Origin of the sequence: Nocardioides lacusdianchii, from assembly GCF_020102855.1 — a bacterium.
GTDB lineage: Bacteria > Actinomycetota > Actinomycetes > Propionibacteriales > Nocardioidaceae > Nocardioides > Nocardioides lacusdianchii.
This window is the reverse complement of the sequence record NZ_JADHZD010000027.1, coordinates 1-21765: the sequence shown is the minus strand read 5'-3', so window position 1 is coordinate 21765 and position 21765 is coordinate 1. Positions and strand designations below refer to the sequence as shown.

General features: G+C 69.1%; 26 protein-coding genes. 15 read left to right on the top strand and 11 right to left on the bottom strand.

Annotated elements, in window-relative coordinates:
* Positions 1–4: 4 nt before the first annotated feature.
* The 7 genes from IRX98_RS21495 to IRX98_RS21465 all read right to left on the bottom strand — a co-directional run bounded on the left by IRX98_RS21495 (position 5) and on the right by IRX98_RS21465 (position 4675).
* Positions 5–220 carry a heavy-metal-associated domain-containing protein gene (locus IRX98_RS21495; RefSeq protein WP_030485937.1) on the bottom strand — a complete coding sequence of 72 codons (216 nt, stop codon included), beginning with the start codon at positions 218–220 and terminating at the stop codon, positions 5–7.
* Between the two features lie 191 nt (positions 221–411).
* Complete coding sequence (locus IRX98_RS21490) at positions 412–696, bottom strand: metal-sensitive transcriptional regulator (RefSeq protein ID WP_224280303.1); 285 nt, start codon at positions 694–696, stop codon at positions 412–414.
* Between the two features lie 133 nt (positions 697–829).
* A complete protein-coding gene (locus IRX98_RS21485) occupies positions 830–1453 on the bottom strand; it encodes a peroxiredoxin family protein (protein WP_224280302.1) in 624 nt (207 codons plus the stop codon).
* A 22-nt stretch (positions 1454–1475) separates the two neighbouring features.
* Positions 1476–2420, bottom strand: coding sequence for a cytochrome c biogenesis CcdA family protein (locus IRX98_RS21480; RefSeq protein ID WP_224280301.1), 945 nt, complete (start codon positions 2418–2420; stop codon positions 1476–1478).
* A complete protein-coding gene (locus IRX98_RS21475; RefSeq protein WP_224280300.1) occupies positions 2413–2694 on the bottom strand; it encodes a thioredoxin domain-containing protein in 282 nt (93 codons plus the stop codon). The genes IRX98_RS21480 and IRX98_RS21475 overlap by 8 nt, the downstream gene beginning before the upstream one ends.
* 176 nt (positions 2695–2870) lie before the next feature.
* Positions 2871–3977 carry a sensor histidine kinase gene (locus IRX98_RS21470; RefSeq protein WP_224280299.1) on the bottom strand — a complete coding sequence of 369 codons (1107 nt, stop codon included), beginning with the start codon at positions 3975–3977 and terminating at the stop codon, positions 2871–2873.
* Positions 3978–3991: 14 nt separating this feature from the next.
* Entirely contained in the window at positions 3992–4675 is a 684-nt protein-coding gene (locus IRX98_RS21465; RefSeq protein ID WP_224280314.1) for a response regulator, read from the bottom strand.
* 237 nt (positions 4676–4912) lie between these two features.
* On the opposite strand from IRX98_RS21465, the gene IRX98_RS21460 reads away from it, so the two are divergent.
* From IRX98_RS21460 to IRX98_RS21415, 10 genes are all read left to right on the top strand, one after another.
* Complete coding sequence (locus IRX98_RS21460; protein ID WP_206051916.1) at positions 4913–5158, top strand: SHOCT domain-containing protein; 246 nt, start codon at positions 4913–4915, stop codon at positions 5156–5158.
* A 63-nt stretch (positions 5159–5221) separates the two neighbouring features.
* The gene (locus IRX98_RS21455) at positions 5222–6760 is read left to right on the top strand and encodes a multicopper oxidase family protein (RefSeq protein WP_224280298.1); all 1539 of its coding nucleotides are present in this window, start codon (positions 5222–5224) and stop codon (positions 6758–6760) included.
* A gap of 2 nt (positions 6761–6762) precedes the next feature.
* Positions 6763–7221 (top strand): hypothetical protein, encoded by a 459-nt coding sequence (locus IRX98_RS21450; protein ID WP_224280297.1) that lies wholly within the window; start codon positions 6763–6765, stop codon positions 7219–7221.
* A gap of 42 nt (positions 7222–7263) precedes the next feature.
* Positions 7264–7908: a hypothetical protein gene (locus IRX98_RS21445; protein ID WP_224280294.1), complete on the top strand. Its 645-nt coding sequence runs from the start codon at positions 7264–7266 to the stop codon at positions 7906–7908.
* An 11-nt stretch (positions 7909–7919) separates the two neighbouring features.
* A complete protein-coding gene (locus IRX98_RS21440) occupies positions 7920–8561 on the top strand; it encodes an ATP/GTP-binding protein (RefSeq protein ID WP_224280292.1) in 642 nt (213 codons plus the stop codon).
* A gap of 166 nt (positions 8562–8727) precedes the next feature.
* Complete coding sequence (locus tag IRX98_RS21435) at positions 8728–8973, top strand: YgaP-like transmembrane domain (RefSeq protein WP_030485949.1); 246 nt, start codon at positions 8728–8730, stop codon at positions 8971–8973.
* The gene (locus IRX98_RS21430; RefSeq protein ID WP_126688345.1) at positions 8970–9293 is read left to right on the top strand and encodes a hypothetical protein; all 324 of its coding nucleotides are present in this window, start codon (positions 8970–8972) and stop codon (positions 9291–9293) included. Before IRX98_RS21435 ends, IRX98_RS21430 begins: the two co-directional genes overlap by 4 nt.
* Before the next feature lie 102 nt (positions 9294–9395).
* Entirely contained in the window at positions 9396–10457 is a 1062-nt protein-coding gene (locus IRX98_RS23690; RefSeq protein WP_224280290.1) for an ABC transporter permease, read from the top strand.
* 71 nt (positions 10458–10528) lie between these two features.
* Positions 10529–11626: an ABC transporter permease gene (locus IRX98_RS21420; protein WP_224280288.1), complete on the top strand. Its 1098-nt coding sequence runs from the start codon at positions 10529–10531 to the stop codon at positions 11624–11626.
* Positions 11627–11778: 152 nt separating this feature from the next.
* Complete coding sequence (locus IRX98_RS21415; RefSeq protein ID WP_224280286.1) at positions 11779–12567, top strand: ATP-binding cassette domain-containing protein; 789 nt, start codon at positions 11779–11781, stop codon at positions 12565–12567.
* Positions 12568–12819: 252 nt separating this feature from the next.
* Here IRX98_RS21415 and IRX98_RS21410 read toward each other — a convergent pair whose 3' ends face one another.
* Positions 12820–13155 carry a class I SAM-dependent methyltransferase gene (locus tag IRX98_RS21410; protein WP_224280284.1) on the bottom strand — a complete coding sequence of 112 codons (336 nt, stop codon included), beginning with the start codon at positions 13153–13155 and terminating at the stop codon, positions 12820–12822.
* 271 nt (positions 13156–13426) lie between these two features.
* On the opposite strand from IRX98_RS21410, the gene IRX98_RS21405 reads away from it, so the two are divergent.
* Positions 13427–14572, top strand: a complete 1146-nt coding sequence (locus IRX98_RS21405) for a YVTN family beta-propeller repeat protein (RefSeq protein ID WP_224280282.1) — start codon at positions 13427–13429, stop codon at positions 14570–14572.
* A gap of 1123 nt (positions 14573–15695) precedes the next feature.
* On the opposite strand, the gene IRX98_RS21400 is transcribed toward IRX98_RS21405, so the two are convergent.
* The 3 genes from IRX98_RS21400 to IRX98_RS22910 all read right to left on the bottom strand — a co-directional run bounded on the left by IRX98_RS21400 (position 15696) and on the right by IRX98_RS22910 (position 18055).
* Entirely contained in the window at positions 15696–16196 is a 501-nt protein-coding gene (locus IRX98_RS21400) for a hypothetical protein (RefSeq protein ID WP_193667645.1), read from the bottom strand.
* A gap of 113 nt (positions 16197–16309) precedes the next feature.
* Positions 16310–17572: a cytochrome P450 gene (locus IRX98_RS21395; RefSeq protein ID WP_224280280.1), complete on the bottom strand. Its 1263-nt coding sequence runs from the start codon at positions 17570–17572 to the stop codon at positions 16310–16312.
* Positions 17573–17800: 228 nt separating this feature from the next.
* Entirely contained in the window at positions 17801–18055 is a 255-nt protein-coding gene (locus tag IRX98_RS22910; protein WP_224280278.1) for an MMPL family transporter, read from the bottom strand.
* Between the two features lie 20 nt (positions 18056–18075).
* On the opposite strand from IRX98_RS22910, the gene IRX98_RS21385 reads away from it, so the two are divergent.
* Genes IRX98_RS21385 through IRX98_RS21370 form a run of 4 tightly spaced genes read left to right on the top strand, consistent with a single transcriptional unit; the run spans position 18076 to position 21637 of the window.
* On the top strand, positions 18076–18471 hold the full coding sequence (locus IRX98_RS21385; protein ID WP_224280276.1) for an ArsR/SmtB family transcription factor: 396 nt from the start codon (positions 18076–18078) through the stop codon (positions 18469–18471).
* Positions 18468–20438, top strand: coding sequence for a heavy metal translocating P-type ATPase (locus IRX98_RS21380; RefSeq protein WP_224280274.1), 1971 nt, complete (start codon positions 18468–18470; stop codon positions 20436–20438). The genes IRX98_RS21385 and IRX98_RS21380 overlap by 4 nt, the downstream gene beginning before the upstream one ends.
* The gene (gene lspA / locus IRX98_RS21375) at positions 20435–20995 is read left to right on the top strand and encodes a signal peptidase II (protein WP_193667648.1); all 561 of its coding nucleotides are present in this window, start codon (positions 20435–20437) and stop codon (positions 20993–20995) included. Before IRX98_RS21380 ends, lspA begins: the two co-directional genes overlap by 4 nt.
* Positions 20996–21046: 51 nt before the next feature.
* Positions 21047–21637, top strand: coding sequence for a cadmium resistance transporter (locus tag IRX98_RS21370; protein WP_193667649.1), 591 nt, complete (start codon positions 21047–21049; stop codon positions 21635–21637).
* Positions 21638–21765: the final 128 nt, after the last annotated feature.

The following is a 21765-nucleotide window of genomic DNA, read 5'->3' as shown; positions in this document are numbered from 1 at the left end:
CCCGTCAGGCGAGGTGGTAGTCGCCGGCCTCGTCGAGGGCTGCGGCGACCTGCGCCCGATCGAGGGGCTGGGCGCTGGTCACGGTGACCGACGAGGTCCCGCCGGCGACGAGGTCGACGGAGACGTCGCTGACGCCGTCCAGGCTCTTGAGCTCGCTGGTGACGGCGCTGGCGCAGTGGCCGCAGGTCATCCCCGTCACGTCGTAGCTGGTCGTGGTCATTTCGTTTCCCTTCGTTGCGGCGGTGGCGGTCGATTCGATCCTGGTGCCGGTGGAACTACCGGTCTCGGTGTTGGAGCCGCAGCCGCATCCTCCGCAGCCGCAGCCACCGCCGTTCGGGGGGCTGTCGGCCAACTGGAGTTCGTGGCTGGTGTGTGGGGCGGGCATGGGTGCTCCTTCGTTGGTCGGGTCGGTCATGAGCGGACGAGTCGTCGGATCGCTGCGGAGGCCTCGTTGAGCTTCTGTTGGGCCTCGGCGGGGTCGGTGGCGTGGGTCAGGCAGTGCTCGAGGTGCTGGTCGAGGAGAACGAGCGCCACGCCTTCGAGGGCCTTCGTCGCCGCCGTGACCTGGGTGAGGATGTCGATGCAGTACTGCTCCTCGTCCACCAGGCGCTGCAGGCCGCGAATCTGGCCCTCGATGCGGCGCAGCCGGGTCAGCACTGCCTGCTTCTCGGTGAGGTATCCCGGTTCGGCTGGCATCGCGACCCTCCTCTGCCTGTGCCCGGACGGGGTGTCTGCCTTCGCAGTTGACTATACCCCCATGGGGTACTCCCACAAGGTGGCCGGAGAGACCTTCATCGAACCTTCATCGAGATCGGCTCTGCCTCGGTGGTCAGGCGCTGAGGTTGCTGCGGATCTCGTCGAGCAGGTCCTGGGGTGCCAGCCACATGGAGGGGTATTCGCCGTACCAGCGCTGTCGGCCCTGCCTGTCGATGAGCACGAAGCTGTGCCCGGGCAGTCCGGCATGCATGCCTTTGCCGAGGGTTCCGTAGGCCTCGGAGACCGTGCCGTCGTCGAGCAGGAACGGTGTGGTGACTCCGCTGGCGGTCATGTCGGCGGTGATCTGCTCGCGGGTGTTCATCACGATCGGCAGCACGGTGACGTCGAGCTTCTCGAAGGCTGCCGCTTGCTTCTCGATCTCGCCCATCTGGACGATGCAGGACTGGCACCCGGCGCCCTCGGAGAAGTACAGGAGCACGTTCTCGCCGCGGTGTTGAGCCAGGGTGTGTTCGGAGCCGCCGGTGTCGGTGAGGGTGAAGTCGGGGGCGGTGCGGATCGCGTCGGAGGACTCGGGGCGCGAGGTGAGCATCATGGCTGTCACCGCGGCGACCAGAGCCAATGCACTGGCCGTGCCGATCATGATGCGCAGGCGGCGGCGACGACCGGATGCCCGCGCGGCCTGTTCCGCGCACTGACGGCGTTCGTTACGGGATTGCTCGGCGGCCTTGTGCGACATGATGTTTCCTCCAGGGTCCGGGTCAGCTGTGGTTGTCGGGGTGGGCGCCGACGCCCGGGCCGTGGCAGGCGGGATCCTCGTCGGGGTCCGCGTCGGTCGATGCGTCCGGTCGGTGTCGGTCACGCAGGGTGGCGATGACGAAGACTGCGGCGAGGGCCAGCACCGCGAGTCCGAGCACCGGCTCGGGGACCGGGTCGACCCACGTCTCGATGCGGGCGAAGACCTCGGACAGTCCCTTGCCGATGGAGACCTGGAACCCCGGACCACCGGTCATCTGGCCGGTGTTGGCCAGGTAGATGACGAAGCCACCCATGACCGTAAACGCGGCGGCGACCGCGATGTTGATGGTGTTGGTCGCCAGCACCTTGCCCGCCAGCCGAAGGCGGACCGGCGTGGCCCGCAGGAAGCCCCGCTCCCCGAGCCGGAAGCGGTCCCAGAGAAGGGCCATCACGAACAGCGGGAACACCATGCCGAAGGTGTAGGCCAGTCCCAGCGTCACTCCACCGATGGCGGAGCCTGACAGGGCGGACAGGGTCATCACCCCGGCGAGCACCGGAGCGCAGCAGGAGCTGGCGATTCCGGAGAAGACGCCGAGGGCGAAGAAGCTTGCGGAGTCCCCGCGGGTGGTGTCGGGGGCCCGTAGGAACGATGGCAGGCTGAGCATCCGGCCGGACAGGCTGAGCCCCGCCAACGCGAGCATCAGCGCTCCGCCGGCGTAGTACAGCGGTGCGTGGTAGTTCGCGATGGTGGAGGCCACCAGGCTCATGCCCAGCGTGATCGGCACGAGCACGAGCGCGAGGCCGGCGGCGAACACGAAGGTGAGCGGCAGCAGTCGCCACCGCCGGTTCTTCACCGCCACAGCCAGGTAGGACGGGGCGAGGAAGACGATGCAGCACGGTGCGAACAGGGCGACGCCTCCGGCGAAGAACGCGGCGAGGACCGAGCCGGTGGTCAGCAGGTCACCCATGGTGGGTTTCCCTCGCCGCGACGGCGGTGCTTGGTGCGTCGTCGTACCTGTTCTTGAGGAGCTTCTCCAGCTTGCGTCGTGGCAGGCGTCCGCTGCTGAAGAAGGTGCCGTCGAGGAGGACCAGCGGGCTCATCGGCGCGCGGTGGCGTGCCATCAACGCCTGTCCCGCCTCGCTGCGCACATCCACCGTGTCGACCGCGAGCGGGTAGCTGGCTGCGAGCGCCGTGAGCGCCCGGTGTGCGTCCTCGCAGAAGTGGCAGGTCTCGCTGTCCACGACGGTGATCCGGAGCGGCTCGAATGCCGGCGTGGGTGATGACATGGCTTCCCCTCAGGCGCGCTGGTTCGACACGGTCCAGCGTCGACGGGGTGCTCGGGGAAAAGCGGCGAGGTTGTGTGAAGGTTCGCTGAAGATGCCCGGCGGTTGGTCCCGGATGTCCGGGCCCGAAGGCCCTACCGGAGGACGGGTAGCCGCACCGTGAACGTGGCCCCGAGTCCGGGCCCGGCGCTTGTCACCGAGATCCCACCGCCATGTGCCTCGACGAGGGCGCGGGCGATGGACAGCCCGATGCCCGAGCCGCCATGGCCACGGTCGCGGGCGGTGTCGGCACGGTAGAACCGGTCGAACAGGTGCGGCAGGTGCTCGGCCGCCACCCCCTGGCCGGTGTCTACGACGCGATACTCCACCCATTGGTCGATCCGGCGGCAGCGCAGGGTCACGGACCCGCCCGCGGGAGTGTGGCGCAGGGCGTTGTCGAGCAGGTTGCCGAGCACCTGTCCGAACCGGTCGGCGTCGACGCGGACCTGGCCGGCGTCGGCGAGCTCCGTGCGCAGGTCTACCCCCGCGGCGGCGTAACGGTCGCGGGCGACGTCGGCGGCCGCGGCAGCCACGTCAGCCGCGGCCATCGGTCGCAGCGTGACGTCGAGTCCCTCCTCCGCCTGGGAGACCGCTGTCATGTCCTCGGCGAGGCGGCGCAGGCGGCCTGTGGAGCCGCGGATGATGCCCAGGGTGTCGTCGTCCAGGGCTCGGACGCCGTCCTCGACGGCCTCGAGGTGGGCGTCGATCGTGGCCAGGGGCGTGCGCATCTCGTGGGCCAGGTCGGCCAGCATGCTGCGCCGCGTCGACTCGGTCGCTTCGAGCTTCTCCGCGAGGCGGTTGTAGGTCAATGCGAGCGAGGCGAACTCGCCGCCCAGACCCGGGTCGGGCACCCGGGCGTCGTACCGTCCGGCGGCGATCTGCGCTGCGGCGGCGGCCACGACGCCGATCGAGCGCTGCACCCGGCGGCTGAAGTACCACGAGACTGCCAGCGCGGCGAGGACCGAGGCGAGCAGCGCGAGAGAGACCGAGAGGACCAGCGCCGAGGCGAAGGCCTCCTCGACGTGACGGGTCTCCTCGGCGGTGTGGGTGTCACCGGCCTGCTGGAGGTGGTCGCTGAAGATGCTGGGTCCGACGACGGAGGCGACCAGCCAGGTGGTCAGGGCCCCGGCCACCAGCACCAGGGCCTGGGCGACCAGGAGCCGAGCGGCGAACCGCGGCCGGGCACGGACCGTGTCCGCCACGAGTGCTGGGCTTGTCACTGCCCTGTGCCCATCCGGTAGCCGACGCCACGGACGGTCCGGATGAACCGCGCCTGGGTGGCGTCGTCGTCCAGCTTGCGGCGCAGGTGGCCGACGTGCACGTCGACCAGGTGCTCGTCACCGACCCACGAGGGCCCCCAGACGGCGTCGATGAGCTGGCGGCGGCTGAACGCCATCCGCGGCCGCTCGGACAGGGCGGCGAGGAGGTCGAACTCGGTGCGCGTGAGCGCCACGGGCTCGCCGTCGAGCCACACGTCGCGTCCCAGCGGGTGGATGACGAGCGGACCGAAGGCGCGGGCACCTTCCAAAGCATCGGACGAGGTTCCTGATGGGCGGGGCCTGCGGAGCATGGCCTGGATCCGGGCCATCAGGATCCGGGGGCTGAACGGCTTGGTCAGGTAGTCATCAGCCCCCACCGAGAGCCCGATGAGCGTGTCGATCTCCTCGCTGCGTGCGGTCAGCATCACCACGTAGGCATCGGAGAAGGTGCGCAGCTGCCGACAGACCTCCACCCCGTCCAGGCTGGGCAGGCCCAGGTCCAGCACGACGACGTCCGGGTCGACGGCGCGCGCGGCCTCCACCGCCTCGAGTCCGTCATGAACCACCGCCACCTCGAAGCCGTCGCGCTCGAGGTAGCTGCCGATGAGTCCGGCCAACTGCGTCTCGTCTTCGACCACCATCGCCCGGAGACCGGTTCGGGGGCGGCCACCCGCGGCACCCCCTGCCGGTGAGCCGGCCTTCTCGTCCATGACGTCCTCGCCCATACCCGCCATGGTCTCAGTCCGCTGCCCGGCCAGCCGTAGGTCAGCACCGGTGAGGGCAGGTTCTTCAGCGAACCTTCACATGAACGCGACCGGGACACAGTGGTGCCCGGGCAATCGTGGGAGTCACCAAGCCAAGCGAAGGAGCTGAGGACCATGATGGGCTGGTACCACGACGGCATGGGTTGGGGCGGTTGGATCATCATGACCGTGGCCATGGTCGCGTTCTGGGCGTTGGTGGTCTTTGCCGTTCTCGCCCTGTTCCGCACGCAGCGCCCCGGTGGGTCCACCCCGGACCGCCGCGACCCGATGCAGATCCTCGACGAGCGGTTCGCCCGAGGCGAGATCGACGAAGACGAGTACCACGCCCGCAGCAGTGTGCTGCGTGCCTCGGTGCACTAGCCGCTCGCCCCTTCCCGCCTCGCACATCTCGCCTCTCGCCGAACCTGAGTCAGGAGCCCCCACTTGTCCGAGATCACTCGTCGCGCCGTCCTTCGCGGGGCCGCCGGACTCGCAGGCGTGGCCGCCCTCGGCGGCCTCGCCGCTTGCAATCGGTCCACTGGCACCGCGGTCGGGCCCGCCGCCGACGCGGTAGCAGCGGCGGAGGCGGCGCGCCGGAAGCCCGGAGCTCGACTCGTTACCGCCCGACTCACTCCACAGCCGATGACCCTCGACCTGGGTGGCCAGACCGTGAGCACGTGGGCCTACGGCGACACCGCACCGGGACCGCTGCTCCGCGTCGACGCCGGAGACGTGCTCCGCGTCGACGTCGCCAACCAGCTCCCGGACGCCACCAGCGTGCACTGGCACGGCCTCGCACTGCGCAACGACATGGACGGCGTGCCCGGCATGACACAAGACCCGATCCCCGCCGGAGGGACCTTCCGGTACGAGTTCACCGCCCCTGACCCCGGCACGTACTTCTACCATCCGCACTCCGGAGTTCAGCTGGACCGTGGCCTGTACGGCGTCCTGGTCGTCGACGACCCGGACGAGCCCGGTGAGTACGACGCCGAGTGGATCGTCGTCCTGGACGACTGGGTCGACGGGACGGGCCGCACCCCGGACCAGGTGCTGTCCGACCTGCAGCAAGCCGGCGGCGACGACTCCATGGGCGGCATGCACGACATGGGCGGCATGGACATGGAGGGGATGGACCACGGCTCGATGGGCGCTATGGGTGGGATGGAGGCCATGCGGTCGCCCCTGCTCGGTGGTGCCGGGGATATCACCTACCCGTACTACCTGCTCAACGGCCGGACAGCCGCCGATCCGGCCACGCTGTCGGCGAAGCCGGGTCAACGCGTTCGGATCCGCTTCGTCAACGCCGGCTCGGACACGGCGTTCCGGGTCGCCGTCGGTGGGCACCGCATGACCGTCACGCACAGCGACGGCTTCCCCGTCGTGCCGGTGCCCACCGACGCGCTACTGATCGGGATGGGCGAGCGCTTCGACGCCACCGTCACCATCGGCGACGGCGTGTTCGCGCTGGTTGCCTCGGCCGAGGGCAAACAAGGCCAGGCGCTGGCCGTGATCCGCACCGGCGCCGGTCGCCCGCCCGCGGCTGACGTCAAGGTCCGCGAGCTGTCGGGCAAGGTACTGCTCGGCACGGCGCTGTCGGCGGTCGAGTCAGCCCGCCTGGACCGACGGTCGGCCGACCGAACCCACGACCTGGTCCTGGGCGGCACCATGGCGCCCTACCGCTGGACCATCAACGGCAAGACCTTCCCCGACACCGACCCGTTGCGGCTGATTCAGGGTGAGCGGGTCCGGCTGCGCTTCGTCAACCAGTCGATGATGTTCCACCCCATGCACGTGCACGGCCACACCTTCGCGCTGAGGGGCGGCGGAGCCCGCAAGGACACGGTCATCGTGCGCCCCATGGCGACCCTCGACGTCGACCTCGAAGCCGACAACCCAGGACAGTGGGCGACCCACTGCCACAACATCTACCACGCCGAGACCGGCATGATGTCCACGCTTTCCTACCAGGCACAGGAGTGACGATGTCCGACCACCACGCTGCCGCCGGGGAGGTAGCGGACGACCGCCTCGACGAGTCCCGCGCCCAAGCAGCTGCCGACGAGGCTCCGCAGAGCCGGGGCGTCCTGGCCACCGCCTGGAGTGCGGTGACCGCTGTGGTGGGCGGCATCATGGGCCTGCTCCCCCACCTGCTGCACCACGTCGGGCTCCTCGGCGGAGCGGTACTGGTGACCGGCGCCACCGGCAACGTCCTGTTCGCCGTGCTGGGATTGGTGTTCTCCCTGCCCCTGCTTCGGCGCCTCTACCGGCGCTTCGACTCCTGGAAGGCGCCCGCCCTCGCATTGGGTGTGTTCGCGCTGATGTTCTCGCTCTCGGCGTTCGTCATCGGCCCGGCCATCAGCAACGACGATCCGAGTCCGGACCGGGACCGCACCCCCGTGCAGACCCCCGACCCTGACGAGCACGAGGGTCACCACGACTGACGAGCTCTCACGACAACGGCACGAGTGACCGAGGAGGAGCCCATGGACACCGCAGTCTCCCTGGTGCAGGCATATCTGCACGTCAATGGCTACTTCACGGTCGTCGAGCACCCGGTCCTGGAGAGGCTGCGTGGCGGCCAGGTGCGCACCGTCACCGATCTCGACGTCCTGGCCTATCGCCTACCCGGTGCCGGCCACGACCTGATCCACCGGCGCTCAGGAACCGGTCCCCAGCGCCTGAGCTCCGAGGTTGACCCGGCCCTCGGCGCGCCGACTGGTCGAGCCGACATGATCGTGGGCGAGGTCAAGGAAGGTCGTGCGCGACTGAACCCTGCTCTGCGCGACACGGCGACACTAGAGGTCGCGCTCGCGCGCTTCGGGTGCTGCCCCGCCCAGGAGGCCCGAGACGTCTCGCGTCGGTTGCTCGACCACGGCCGCGCAGCCACGAGGGCCGGGCATGAGATCCGGGTGGTGGCCTTCGGCGGCACACCGGGCCATGTAGAACCTCATGGTCCGTGGACGACCGTGCCCATGAACCACGTCGTGGAGTACCTCCAGGCCTATCTCCACGCACACTGGCAGGTGCTGCGCCACGCGCAGATCCACGACGAGGGACTCGCTGTCCTCGCGCTGATGGAGAAGTGGGGGCTCGGCCACGATGCTTCGGATCACCTCCCCGTCCCGTAAGGAGGCGCGTCATGGCCGAGTGCGAGTGCGACCAGCCACATGTACCCCGCCGGGTTGTGCTCACCGGCGGGCCGGGTGCGGGCAAGACGGCCGTCCTGGAACTCGTGCGCCGTTCCCTGTGCCGACACGTCAGGATCCTGCCGGAGTCGGCAGGGGTCGTTTTCGGTGGCGGGTTCCCACGCGACGACGACGCGGAGTGTCGACGCGCGGCGCAACGGGCGATCTTCCACGTTCAGAAGGAACTCGAGGCGACCGGGGACGCTCACAATCCGGCAATCGTGCTGTGCGACCGCGGCACGGTCGACGGGATCGCGTACTGGCCCGGGCCACCGGATGACTTCTGGGCCTCGACGGCCACCACGATGGACACCGAGCTGCGTCGGTACGACGCAGTGTTGCATCTGCGCACGCCCACCGCCGACCAGGGGTACAACCACCAGAACCCGCTGCGGATCGAGTCGGCGCTCAGTGCGGCCGATGTCGACGCCCGCATCCTTGAGGCCTGGCAGCGGCACCCCCATCGCCACGTCATCGAATCCACCGGCGACTTCCTCGAGAAGGCGACCCGAACCCTGGACCTGCTGCGAGAAGAGCTGCCTGACTGCTGCGCGAGCCACCTGGACCTCAACGAGCCCACCCTCCCTCCCACCTGACCTGTGCCCGCCGCGGTGTCTCGCCGCCCTTCAGCCCTCCGAGCACTTCGGTGCCACGTGGTTCTTCAGCGAACCTTCACAAGGCGGCGCCGGTCACCTTCACCTCGCGGCGAGACCCTCGAAGTGGACCGAGGAGACCAGCGGTCCACCGAGGTTGGAGGAAGTCATGAGCAACCGTTGGAGCATCAACATCACCCCCGCCGAACGCGTGGCTCGCGTTGCCATCGGCGGTCTCGCCGCGATCGCCGGCGCGTTCCTGCTGGGCGGCGCCGCCTCCACCTTGGCGGTCGTCCTCGAGCTGCTACTCGTACTGGCAGGCCTCGACCTGGTCGTCACCGGAGCGCTCGGACACTGCCCGCTCTACGCCAAGCTCGGCCACGTGCCCGCATCCCTGAAGGGTAGGACGTCATGAGCACGCCGAACGGCATGGACCGCGAATCCCTCAGGAACTCTCGGCAATTGCCCTACCAGCCAGAGTCCTCGACACCGACCGAGACCCACCACGCCGGACAGGAGCCAGACGGCGGCGCCCACGGAGCGCACGGTGGTCACGGGCTGATGATGATCGTCTGCTGCATCCCGATGCTCGCCATCGCCGGTCTGCTCTTCCTCACCGGCGTTGCAGGTTCCGGCATCATCGTCACCGCCCTGCTGTGCACCGCGATGATGGCGGCCATGATGTTCGCCATGCCCGGCGGACACGGCGGGCACGGCGGTCACGGCCACAAGTAGCACGAACGTCGAGCCACGCTCGGCAAACGGAAGTGAGCCGACATGAAGGCCAGGGTTGAAGCCTCGGTCCCGGTCACCCGCCGGTTTCTCACGACGCGTCCGGTGCGCACCGCCGCCGGAGCCGCCGGGATCGGGCTCGCCCTGATGCTCATGCTGCTGCTGGCCGGACTCTGGGTCGGCGTCCAGGACCGCGTCACCACCTACGACGACCACCTCGGTGCCGACCTGGTCGTCGTCCCGGCCGGAACGCGCAACCTCTTCGCCGACCCCGGCGCTCTGCCGGCGCCGGCCGTGGACGCCATCGCCCAGGCCCCTGGCGTGACACGAGCCGCGCCGCTGCGCGGCATGTATCAGATCCTCGAGCTGTCGCACGGCAAGGCTGCCGTGGCCGCGGTCGCCTACGAACCCGGCAGCGGGCTCGGTGGCCCCTGGGCCTTCACCGATGGCCGTGCCCCCGACGCCCCCGACGAGGTGGCCATCGATGCCTTGTGGGCCGAACAACACGACTTTGCCATCGGCGATCGGCTGCCCATTCTCGGACACCCGATGCGGGTGGTCGGCCTCACCGACGACACCGCACTGTTCATGACCCCCCTGCTGTTCACCACCACGGCCGGGATGGACCAGATGCTGCGGGCTACCGGCACCACCGGAGCGGTGCTGGTCACGACCGCGGACCCCGATGCCGTGTCAGCGCAGCTGCGTGACGAGGGGTACACCGTGCGCACTCCTGCCGAACTGCGGGAGGCGTCCCTGCGACTGGCGACCGACATCTACGGCTCGCCGGTACGGCTCATGGTGGGCGTGGCCTTCGCAGCCGGCACCCTGATCGTCGCGCTCGTGGCCTACACCCGGGTCACCGAACAACAGCGGGACCTGGGCGTCCTCAAGGCCCTCGGCGCCACGCCCGGCCGGCTTCGCCGAATCGCGGTGACCGAGACCGTGGCACTGACGGTGCTCGGCACACTGGCCGCGATCGTCCTGCTGATCATCACCCGGGAAGTCCTCGCCTGGTGGCGACCCGCATTCCCGGTGCTGCTCACCCCTGGCACCATCGCCCAGACCGCCGCCGCAGCGGTCACGATGGCACTACTCGCCGCATGGCTACCGGCACGCCGACTCAACCGGCTCGACGCAGCTTCCGCATTCCGGAGCGGACGATGACCACCACCACGCAACCAACTCCGCCGCGATCCGATCACCCACGACGCGCCCTCGCGACAGGAGCCGTGCCCGTGGGGCGCCGCTTCCTGTTCGCCGACCGCCGCCGCGCCACGCTGACCGTCCTCGGCGTGGCCGCCTCCCTGCTACTGGTCCTCGTCCTCGGTGGCATCTTCGCCGGAGCCGTCGACCGCGTCACCTACTACATCCGCACCTCCCCGGCCGACGTGTTCGTCTCCCAGGCCGGGGTGCGCACCATGCACATGTCCGCCTCGACGCTCCCCGCGGACACCCCCGAGCGCGTCGCCGACATACCGGGAGTTGCCTGGGCCGCGCCGATCGCGTTCGCCTCCGGCTCGGTAGCCGGACCACAGGGCCGGCAGCTGTCCTACCTCATTGGCTACGACACCCGCACCGGCCGGGGCGGCCCCACACGCCTCGTAGCCGGCCGCACACCGGCCGCCGGCGAGGCCGTCCTGGACGAGCAGGCAGCCAAACAGCTCGGAGTCCAGGTCGGCGACCAGTTCACGGTCATGGGCACGTCCCTGCGCGCTGTCGGCTTCTCCACCGGCGGCAGCAGCATCACCAACACCACCGTCTTCGTCGAGCTCAGCGAGTTCGGCCGGATCCACGACGACCGCGTTTCGTACGTCCTCACCGGGCTGGACCCAGGCGCCGACCCAGAAGCGGTCACGGACCGGATCGAGGCCGAAGTCGGTGGCGTCACGGCCCAGACCCGCGAGCAGTTCGCCGACTCCGAAGCCCGCATCGTCACCGATATGAGCGCTGACCTGCTCCGGCTGATGTCCTCCATCGGGCTCGTCATCGCGCTCGCCGTCATCGCCCTGGGACTGATGACGGCCACCTTGAACAGGCTGCGGGACTTCGCCGTCCTCAAGGCCCTCGGCGCCCGCACACCTCGGCTCGCGGCAGCGGTGGCAGTGCAGGTGCTGCTCACCGTCGTACTCGCCTCCACCGTCGCCACCACAGCCGCGCTGGGGCTGGCGTGGTTGCTGCCACTCGCCGCTCCAGCGGTCCAGATCTCCATCACCACCGCCGCCGTCGCACAGACCACCACCACAGCGCTCCTGATCGGCCTCATCGCCGCCCTGTGGCCGCTGCGCCGCATCGCCGCGCTCGACGCGGCAACTGCCTTCCGGGAGACACGATGAATACCAACGCCCCCACCACCTCCGGCAATGCCTCGGTCCCCGACCCAGTGCTCCGGTCACCGGGCGACAACAGGCCACACGGTGAATCGACCAGGTCCGCGGTGCTGACCGTTCGAGGGCTGACGAAGACGTACGGGGCGGGCGAGACCGCCGTGGATGCCGTGCGAGCAGTCGACCTCGACCTCGCCGCCGGGGAAGTGCTCCTCGTGATGGGGCCGTCCGGATCGGGCAAGACCACCTTGCTGCTGATGCTCGGCGCACTGCTGCGCCCGAGCGCAGGCTCCATCACCGTCACCAGCCGTGACGGCGTCGACGTGGACATCGCCGCGGCGCGTGAGAAGGAGCTCCCTGTGCTGCGGTCGCGCACCTTCGGGTTCATCTTCCAGGACTACGCCCTCTTGGACGCACTCACGGCCACCGAGAACATCGCAGTTGCCGCCAATCTCGCCGGCACCACCGGATCCGCCGCCCGCCACCGCGCCACCGAGCTGCTCGAGCGCGTCGGCCTTGCCCACCGGGCAGCGGCGCGGCCCTCCCAGATGTCCGGCGGCGAACAACAGCGCGTCGCAGTCGCACGCGCGCTCGCCAATGACCCACCCGTTCTGCTCGCGGACGAACCCACCGCCAACCTCGACGCCTCTCGCGGCCGAGACCTCGCCCGGCTGCTGCGCCAGCTCGCTGACGAGGACGGCCGCTCGATCGTCATCGTGAGCCACGACGATCGACTCCGAGAGATCGCCGACCGCGTGCTCTGGTTGGAGGACGGGCAATTCCGCCACGTCGCCGCGCTTGCCGTGGATCCCGTCTGCCGCATGCAGGTCGAGCCGAACGGACCCCACGCGAGCTGGCGCGGCGAGCAGTGGTGGTTCTGCTCTGACGCCTGCCGACGGGAATTTGTCACCAAGCCCGAGCGATTCACCCCACGGCCAGCGTCCACCTAGGCCGTGCTGCCGCAGGGTCGGCAGTCGTCATCAGCGGACTTGCGCCCGGAACCGGAACGCGTCCCGTCGCGTGTCGGTCTCGACGAGACCGAACCCGGCAGCCTTCAGCCGTGCCGGCAGTTCCTCCGGGTCGACCAAGGTGCAGGTGTCGCCGATGTGTGCCAGCGCGAACAGCGGACCCCACCGGCTGTCCGAGCCCGCCAACCTGCCGTTCGGGCGCAGGACCCGGCCGGCTTCGGCGTACAGGCGATCCTACGCCGCCGCCGTGGGCAGGTGATGCAGCATCGTGAAGCAGACCACCGCGTCGAACGAGCCTGACGCGAATGGAAGCGCCGTCGCGTCACCATGTCGCACGTCCACCCCCGGGTGTCTTCGTGCGAGCGCCGTGGCATCGGCTGCGTCGTAATCCAGGCACGTCAGCGATCCCACCTGCTGCACCAGCCAGTCTGTGGTCAGTCCCGGGCCCGGCCCGAGCTCCAGGACGGACGCTCGCTCGAGGGAGATGCCGTCCAACGCCCATGGCAGCAGCGCTCTCACCTGGGCGCGCCAGATCCGGGATCGGCAGTAGACGCGATGGATCAGGTTCACCGTGGAGTCCTTCCTTCATGCACGCGGGCGGCCTCCCACCTCGATCTGACTATGCGGCTCGACCACTGTCCAGTCATGTGATCGGCCTTCATCGGTTCTTCATCGAAACCACCGGCGATCCGTCTGGGTCAAGCGGCGAGGGTGATGGCGCGGTCCCCACCGGGCCGACGTCGTCTATACGAAAGGTTCGCCCATGAGCTCAACATCCGGCACCGGTCCCGATGCGGCTTCTGCGCAGCTCCCGAAGGATCGGCACGGGTGGAGCCGGCGGATGCGCGTCGTTGCTCTCTCCGCCGGTGCGTTGGCCGTGCTTGCCGCCGCGGGTGGCCTGGCGGCGCTCAACGGCTATGACGACCGCGCCGACGAGGGCTCGACGGCGGCCGCTCTCGCCGGCCACCGCGGCATGGTGGAGGGCACCGTCTGGATCGCCAACGAGGGCGGCGACTCGCTCACGGCAATCGACGCCGCCACCAACCGGGTCGTGACCACCGTCGCCGGCGTCGAAGGGCCGCACAACGTGCAGGTGTCTCCCGACGGTGCGTCGGTGTGGACGGTGAGTGGCCACGACGGATACGCCGCGATGCTGTCCGCGGGGAGCTTGGACCTGCACGGTGTGGTCCCGACCGGCTCGGCACCAGCCCATGTCGTGGTCTCCCCGGACGGGGCAACCGCGTACACCACGAACGGCGCGGACGACACCGTCTCCGTCATCGACGCGTCCACCATGAAGGCCATCGACACCATCAAGGTGGGCCATGGCCCGCACGGCCTCCGACCCAGCCCGGACGGCCGCTGGCTTGTCGTGGCGAACGTCGCCGACACCACGCTCAGCGTCATCGACACCCGGACCAACCAGCTGGTCACAGACGTCGAAGTCGGGAAGGCCCCCGCGCAAGTCGCCTTCTCCCCCGACGGCCGGTTCGTCTACGCCTCCCTGAACGGCGAGGACGCCGTCGCCAAGGTCGACATGACGTCGCGCAAGCTGGTCGGCACGGTCGCAGTCGGAGACGGCCCCATCCAGACCTATGTCAGCGGCGACAACCGCTACCTCCTCGTCGCCAACCAGGGCACCGAAGACTCGCCCGGGACCGCCGTCTCGGTGATCGACATCAAGACGTTCACCGTGACCGCAACCGTCGAGACCGGACAGGGCTCCCACGGCGTCGTCGTCGACCCCTCGAGCCAGCACGCCTACGTCACCAACATCTACGGCGACGACGTCGCCGTCCTGGACCTCCAGGAACTCGAGGTCGTGGCCCGGATCCCCGTCGGAGACAAGCCCAACGGCGTGAGCTTCTCCCCGCTCCCGAACGACGCCGAAGACGGCAGCGTCACGCTCGACCTTTCCACGGATCCCGAAGTGCCCGCCGACGAGATCGAAACCGATCACGGAGACGGCCACCAGGACGGTCACTGATCCTCTGGAAGGCGACGCCGCCTCAGTGCGGCTGACTCAGACCCAGGCATCGGGGTGGACATCGCCAGCCATCACCGCGCAGTTCGCCACGCTGGGCCAGCATCCGCCGAGTTTTTGGGTCATCAATCCGCGACATAAGCGGAAACGGTTCAAAATACGAGTGGCCCCCGAACTGCGTTTCCGCAGGTCAGGGGCCACTTTCTTGTAGCGGGGGCAGGATTTGAACCTGCGACCTCTGGACTCACAGTTCGGTGGTGACGGGTTGCGAGCCTGCTTGCTGCTTTTTGCTGCCTCGCGCTCTGACCTGCGCAAACGCACAGTGAACGAGGCGACGGCGCCCAATCCTCTTGATGCTATCTGACGTCGCTAGATGGCTTGCGATACCGTTTTCGGGACATAAACGTGGCATGGCTCGAATCTCATCCGAGCGAAGGCTCGCTGCCCGCCGCAGCCAACAGCAGGCGGTCTCGACCGGCGCCGGGTACGCATCATCCGGCCCATCGTGGACGGCTGCACGACCTGACCGTCCCAGTCAAGGGTGAGGTCGGAGATCACGAGCACCCGTTCGCGGGTGACAGGGATGGGGTCCGGGTCCTCGACGATGATCGCGCCGTAGAGGCCTCGGAAGACTTACGCGAGGACGCGACGGCGACCTCCGTGACAGGCGCGGGTACATCCCCGCCTCTGTGGCCCGCTCCGCGCGAATGACAGCCGCGGACAGCGTGCGTCGGTCGACCGCCTCCCGATTTGCAGGAAGGCCGTCGCGCTACCCCTCGGTCGTTCGGCGGCGTTTCCCGTGTCCGTCACTTCGCTTGGTACGAATCCGGTACATGCCCGTCTGACTGACCCTCACAAACGCGGCCGCGGAACCGGGGCCCAAGGGGGCCGTCGCAAGCATGACGATTAGGCGAGCACGCGGACAGCGAGCTGAGACTGGAGCACCTGAGCGAGAGAACCGTCCAGTCCCCGCCGCGTCCTGAGCTGGCTACGCTCATGGCGCACCGTCTTCTTGCCCAAGCCCTCACGGCCGGCCACAGCCACAGCCGCCGAGGTCAGCGACAGGCGCTCCGGCAGATCCGCAAGCGCCTGCCTACGCATCCTTCCAGTCCTCGAGGATGCGGCATCAGAGGCGGGCGCTCGAGACTGAACCTCGTGGGACGCTGGAAGAAACGAGCGCGGTACCGAGCAGTACCAAGGTGACGACAGCGGCTGCCAGCCACGCCAGGTGAGTCGTGAGGGCATGGGGCACGAACATCGTGTAGCCCACTCCGCCCAGTGTCACGACCAACAAGGCCACCGCCGGTGGCCACACCCACACCTGGCGTAGGGCGATTATCAGCGCCACGGCAGGCACCCAGTAGGACACCTCGCTGGCGAGGCTGTCGAGGTCGCGTACGGCGGCTGCCGGGGCCTCAGCGAACGGAACCGCGTCCACCCAGTCGGCGAAGAACATCGCCGCGCAATGGAACGCCAAAATCGCAGCTGCTGTCACGGTCACGACCAGGTCGCCTGTTGAAATTGCGCTGGAGTGGCTTCGCCACAGTGGACGCCGAGCGGCGAGACGTGCTCCGACCAGGACACTGGCCGTCGCCAGCAGCAACCCCCAGTAGATCGGTTGGTCCACCGACAAACCACCTCGATGATCGTGTGACGACGACCGTTCGGACGGCGCGCCGCGGGATCTCTCTCCTGGAATGCTAGCTCCGCACCACGGGTCCGCCACCCACGTGGTCCAGGTCAGGCGGAGATGCCGGTCGCCACAAGTCGGATCGGATAACCGCCGGTTGGCAGTGCCGGGAGTCGACCGAAGTCGACGGGAGCAGACGGGGCCACCGCGGTATAGGTCATGTGCCTGACGAACTGATCGAGGGCCACGACCATGAGCCGTGTCGCGATCGGCTCGCCGGGGCACCGATGATGCGCAGCGGGGTCGCCCCCGCCCTGAGGCACGAACGCAAACCGATCGGGTTCCTCGCCGAGGAACCGTTCGGGGTCGAAGCGTTCCGGGTTGATCCAGTACCGGTTGTCGTGGTTCGTGCCATACAGGTCGAGCAGGACGCGGCGGCCCTTCACGAACAGGTGGCCCCCCCAGTGGAAGTCCTCGCGGACGACGGCAGCCACAGCCGGGAAGAACGGGTAGTGACGGCGCACCTCTTCCACGAACGCCGTGTCTTCACTTCCGTCACCGGTGGCGAGCCGTTTCCTCCAGGCCGGATGAGCGTCGAGCGCGTGCGCAACGAGCGTGATGTACACCGCCGTGGCGATTGTGGGTCGCAGCACGTTGAGCAGCTCCACCCCTGCCACGCGGGACGCCATCGGACGACCGTTCGGCTCACGGTGGTGGGCGACGACGTACGCCGCGGACGACGGAGGCGGGTCCAGCTTGCCGGCCCGGACGTGATCGATGACGGCGGCGGCCCATCGGTCAGCCGCTCTGCGAGCGGCCCGCGAGCGAAGGTGACCGACGCCGATCTGCCCGGCCTCGTCGAAAAGGGCACTGAGCTGCCGGGTGCGGTCCTCGACCTCGGCCGCAGGCAGGGGTACGCCTGCCCACTCGCAAACGGCCAGGGTCAGCAGCTCCTGGAGCCGGGGATAGAGCTGAATCCGTCCGACGGCCTCCCAGTCGTCCACGGCTCGCCGCCACGAGCGAGTGACGCTTTCGGCAAGCGCTTCAACTCGGTCGGGTTGAACGATCTGGAGGAACATTGCCTTGCGTTGGCGATGGTCCTCGCCGTCGAGACCCTGTACGCCTCCTTGGCCGAAGAGGGTCTTCTGCAGTGCACCTGGCGCAGCTCCGGCCCGCTGGAACCGTGCCGGATCGTAGAAGACACCGGCGGCCTCGACGCCGGTCATGCAGGTCGTCGGCCGCAGCAGGAGCCGGGTCAGGAAGGCGTCTGCACCGAGCTCGGAGGCCCGGCGCGAGATGAAACGGTAGGGATCGCGAAGCAGCGCGATCGTGCTGTCGGCCGACTTGAGGTCCGAGAGATTCAAGGTGATCACCCTTCCGGTGTCGTTGGTCGACGGTACCCACGGTTCCCGGCACTAGGCACGGCGCACGGTCGGTGACTCATCGCTGTCTCTTGACCTCTGCTCGCCCGAAGTGCTTGAGCGCAGGGCGTCGGTGCCGACAGCCAGCTCGGTGGCGATGGTCGGCAGGGCGACGTTCGTGGTGGGGATACCGAAAACCCGCTCCGCCTTCCTCTTGTGTCCGGGATGAGCCGGGTTGGGTCAGTCGGTGAGGCCCAGCCGTTGGTGCAGGCGCCGTAGCGGCGCGGGGGCCCACCAATTCGCCTCTCCGGCCAGTCGCATGATCGCGGGCACGAGCAGGGCGCGGATGATGGTCGCGTCGAGAATGACGGCGAGTGTCAGGCCGACGCCGATCACCTTCAGGGCGGTCAGGTTCGAGGTGGCCAGGCCAGGAAGACGGTGACCAGGATGGCGGCCTAGCGTGACCGCTGACAGCGGACGTGGACGATCAATCACACTGCCGCTATCATCGGGCTATGTCAATGACAACGACGCATGCCGACGCGGGCCTCAGGCGCGGCGCGGCCCTGTTCCACGGCCTCGCGGACCGCAACCGGCTGTCAATCATCCGCCATCTCGCCGATGAAGAGCGACGCGTGGTGGACCTCACCCAGGCCCTCGGGCTGGCTCAGGGAACCGTGTCCGGTCACCTCGCCTGCCTCCGCGACTGCGGCCTCATCGTCGGGCGACCGGAGGGTCGTCAGATGTTCTACTCCATCGCCCACCCTGAGCTGATGGATCTTCTCGGCGCAGCCGAGCAGCTGCTCGCCCTGACCGGCGAGTCGGTCGACCTGTGCCCCATCTACGGACCCGCTGACCCGTTGTCCGAGTCCCGCCCCGACGCCCCCACCACGAAGGAACGTGCACTGTGACTGACGCCTGTGGCTGCGGCTCCGACGAGCCACGAGAAGACAGCAACGAACTGGAGGAGCAGGAGCCCGAGCGTCTGTGGGAGGTCAGTGAGCTGCGGTTCGCCGCTGCGGCCGGCCTCTTCCTCGTCGCCGGCTTCGTGGCTGATCTGAACGACGCATCCCAGGGGGTGGTGACCGGGCTGAACGCCGTCGCCCTGGCGCTCGGCGCGTGGACCTTCGTCCCTAACACGCTGAAGCGGTTGGCCAAGGGCAAGATCGGGGTCGGCACCTTGATGACGATCGCCGCTGTGGGCGCGGTGATCCTCGGTGAGGTTGCGGAGGCGGCGATGCTGGCCTTCCTCTACTCCATCAGCGAGGGCCTGGAGGAGTACGCCGTGGCCCGCACGCGTCGCGGCCTGCGTGCCCTGCTCTCACTGGTCCCGGCCGAGGCCACCATCCTTCGCGACGGCTCCCAGGCCGTCGTGGCTCCTGCCGAGCTCGCCATTGGTGACCTGCTTCTGGTGCGGCCCGGAGAACGGGTCGCGACCGACGGCGTCATCCGCACCGGCCGCACCGCACTCGATGTCTCGGCCCTCACCGGCGAGTCCGTCCCGGTCGAAGCCGGCCCCGGCGACACCGTCTACGCCGGCTGCATCAACGGCACCGGCGTCCTCGAGGTCGAGGTCACCACTACCGCCGAGGACAACTCCCTGGCGAGGATCGTCACCATCGTCGAGGCCGAGCAGTCCCGCAAGGGCGAGGCCCAGCGCCTGGCCGACCGCATCGCCAAGCCCCTGGTCCCCGGCATCATGGTCCTCGCCGCCATCATCGCCATCGTCGGCAGCCTGATCGGCGACCCCGCCACCTGGATCGAGCGTGCACTGGTCGTGCTGGTCGCCGCCTCGCCGTGTGCGCTGGCGATCTCCGTGCCGGTCACCGTGGTCGCTGCCATCGGCGCCGCCAGTCGCATCGGCGCGTTGGTCAAGGGCGGCGCCGCCCTCGAGGCGCTCGGCCGGATCCGGACCGTCGCCCTGGACAAGACCGGCACCCTGACCCGCAACGACCCCGCCGTGGTGGAGGTTGCCACCGCACCCGGCCACACCCGCGAGCAGGTGCTGGACGTCGCCGCCGCGCTGGAGGCCCGCAGCGAGCACCCCCTGGCCCGCGCCATCCTTGCCGCCGTTCCAGTGCACCGCGACGCCGAGGGCGTGGAGTCCGTCACCGGCGCCGGTATCATCGGAGTGGTCGACGGGCGGCCGGCACGGCTCGGCCGGCCGGGTTGGATCGCCGCCGGCGAGCTCGCCGAGCCGGTGCGCGGCATGCAGGAGGCCGGCGCCACCGCCGTGCTCGTGGAGTACGACGGGGTCGTGATCGGTGCCGTCGCCGTCCGCGACGACCTGCGACCCGAAGCCGCCGAGGTCGTCGCCCGCCTCCGCGCCGACGGCTACCAGGTCGCCATGCTCACCGGTGACAACGAGCGCACCGCGACCGCCCTGGCTGCCCAGGCTGGGATCAGCGACGTCCATGCCGACCTCCGCCCCGAGGACAAGGCGGCCATCATCCACCGGCTCCGGGAGCAGCGACCCACCGCCATGGTCGGCGACGGCGTCAACGACGCCCCCGCACTGGCCACCGCCGACGTCGGGATCGCGATGGGCGCCATGGGCAGTGACGTGGCGATCGAGACCGCCGACGTCGCCCTCATGGGCGAGGACCTGCGCCACCTCCCCCACAGCCTGAACCAGGCTCGCCGCGCCAGGTCGATCATGCTGCAGAACGTTGGCCTCTCGCTCGGCCTGATCACCATCCTCATCCCGCTGGCTGCGTTCGGCGTGCTCGGGCTCGCGGCCGTGGTCCTGGTTCACGAGGTCGCTGAGATCTTCGTGATCGGCAACGGCGTGCGTGCGGGTCGGGTTCGCCCGCTTGCGGCGGCACCTGCTGGTGCGTCTGCGGCCACCGCTGTTCCAGCGAAAGCCGGGGCACGGTGAGCCGCGGTCCCGCCAGCGCCGCCACTCGAAACCGAACCCGACGCGCTTCAGTGATTGCAACGGCCGTGACGGCCGCCGCGATCGACCTGGGAGCGAAAGCTGCCTCAGAATCGCGACTCGCGGACTCGACGGTCGACCTCGGACTGATCCAGCTCCGGCTTGCGTACAACAGCGGCGTGGCATTCTCCGTCGGCAACCGACTTCCCTCGTGGGTGATCGTGGCCGTGACCGGGACGCTTGCCCTTGCGTTGGTCGCGTACGCCTGGCACAGGGCGCCGCGCGCCGGGTGGGTGGAGCGGATCGCTGGAGGCGCCGTCATCGGCGGAGCCGTGGCCAACCTGGTCGACCGTGCCGGCGACGGCGTCGTCACCGACTACCTGCACACCGGCTGGTGGCCCACCTTCAACCTCGCAGACACCTTCATTGTTGTCGGCTTCATGGTGATCGCCCTGCTGCAGGCCCGTCCCGAGAGCAAGGGCGACCAGGCTACGGACGCGGTGCCGTACGTCCGACCCGCTGCCAGCACGGACACCACCACAGACACCAAGCACCCGTAGCCAGCGGCGCCGACGACAGTCGACACCGCCGAGACGAAGGAGACATGCGCGTTGATCACTTCCGCGTTGCAGGCGATCGGCCTGTTCCTGGTCACCAACATCGACGACATCATCGTCCTGTCCCTGTTCTTCGCACGCGGAGCAGGCCAACGCGGCACCACCACCAAGATCGTGGTCGGGCAGTACCTCGGGTTCGGCGCCATCCTCCTGGCCTCGGTCGCGGTGACGTTCGGGGCCGGGCTGTTCCTCCCCGACGACGCCATCCCCTACTTCGGTCTGATCCCCCTGGCGCTCGGGCTGTGGGCCGCCTGGCAGGTGTGGCGCAACGGGGACGACGATGACGACAGCGTCGCCGACAGACCGATCAGCGCCCTGACCGTGGCCGCCGTGACCTTCGCCAACGGCGGGGACAACATCGGGGTCTACGTGCCGGTGTTCCTCACGGTCGGCACGGCAGCCGTCGTGGCCTACTGCGTCGTATTCCTCGCCCTCGTACTGGTCCTCGTCCTCGCCGCCAAGTTCGTCGCGACCCGCAAGCCGATCGCCGAGGTTCTGGAGCGCTGGGAGCACGTGCTCTTCCCGCTCGTCCTCATCCTGCTCGGCCTCGTCATCCTGATCGAAGGCGGCGCGTTCGGCCTCTGAGCCCAGATCCACCAGCCGCGGCGAGCGTCGTGAGTGTGGCGTAGAACGAGAATGCCCTCCTGAGCAGGGAGGATGTCGATTGCGACGCCGACTTCCAACCGCTCAAGAGGAGCACCTCGTAAGTGCAA

Bases quoted from the DNA above. Each gene is read 5' to 3' on its own strand.
- IRX98_RS21495 (WP_030485937.1), bottom strand. From the start codon at position 220: ATGACCACGACCAGCTACGACGTGACGGGGATGACCTGCGGCCACTGC.
- IRX98_RS21490 (WP_224280303.1), bottom strand. From the start codon at position 696: ATGCCAGCCGAACCGGGATACCTCACCGAGAAGCAGGCAGTGCTGACC.
- IRX98_RS21485 (WP_224280302.1), bottom strand. From the start codon at position 1,453: ATGTCGCACAAGGCCGCCGAGCAATCCCGTAACGAACGCCGTCAGTGC.
- IRX98_RS21480 (WP_224280301.1), bottom strand. From the start codon at position 2,420: ATGGGTGACCTGCTGACCACCGGCTCGGTCCTCGCCGCGTTCTTCGCC.
- IRX98_RS21465 (WP_224280314.1), bottom strand. From the start codon at position 4,675: ATGGTGGTCGAAGACGAGACGCAGTTGGCCGGACTCATCGGCAGCTAC.
- IRX98_RS21460 (WP_206051916.1), top strand. From the start codon at position 4,913: ATGATGGGCTGGTACCACGACGGCATGGGTTGGGGCGGTTGGATCATC.
- IRX98_RS21450 (WP_224280297.1), top strand. From the start codon at position 6,763: ATGTCCGACCACCACGCTGCCGCCGGGGAGGTAGCGGACGACCGCCTC.
- IRX98_RS21445 (WP_224280294.1), top strand. From the start codon at position 7,264: ATGGACACCGCAGTCTCCCTGGTGCAGGCATATCTGCACGTCAATGGC.
- IRX98_RS21440 (WP_224280292.1), top strand. From the start codon at position 7,920: ATGGCCGAGTGCGAGTGCGACCAGCCACATGTACCCCGCCGGGTTGTG.
- IRX98_RS21435 (WP_030485949.1), top strand. From the start codon at position 8,728: ATGAGCAACCGTTGGAGCATCAACATCACCCCCGCCGAACGCGTGGCT.
- IRX98_RS21430 (WP_126688345.1), top strand. From the start codon at position 8,970: ATGAGCACGCCGAACGGCATGGACCGCGAATCCCTCAGGAACTCTCGG.
- IRX98_RS21405 (WP_224280282.1), top strand. From the start codon at position 13,427: ATGCGCGTCGTTGCTCTCTCCGCCGGTGCGTTGGCCGTGCTTGCCGCC.
- IRX98_RS21385 (WP_224280276.1), top strand. From the start codon at position 18,076: ATGTCAATGACAACGACGCATGCCGACGCGGGCCTCAGGCGCGGCGCG.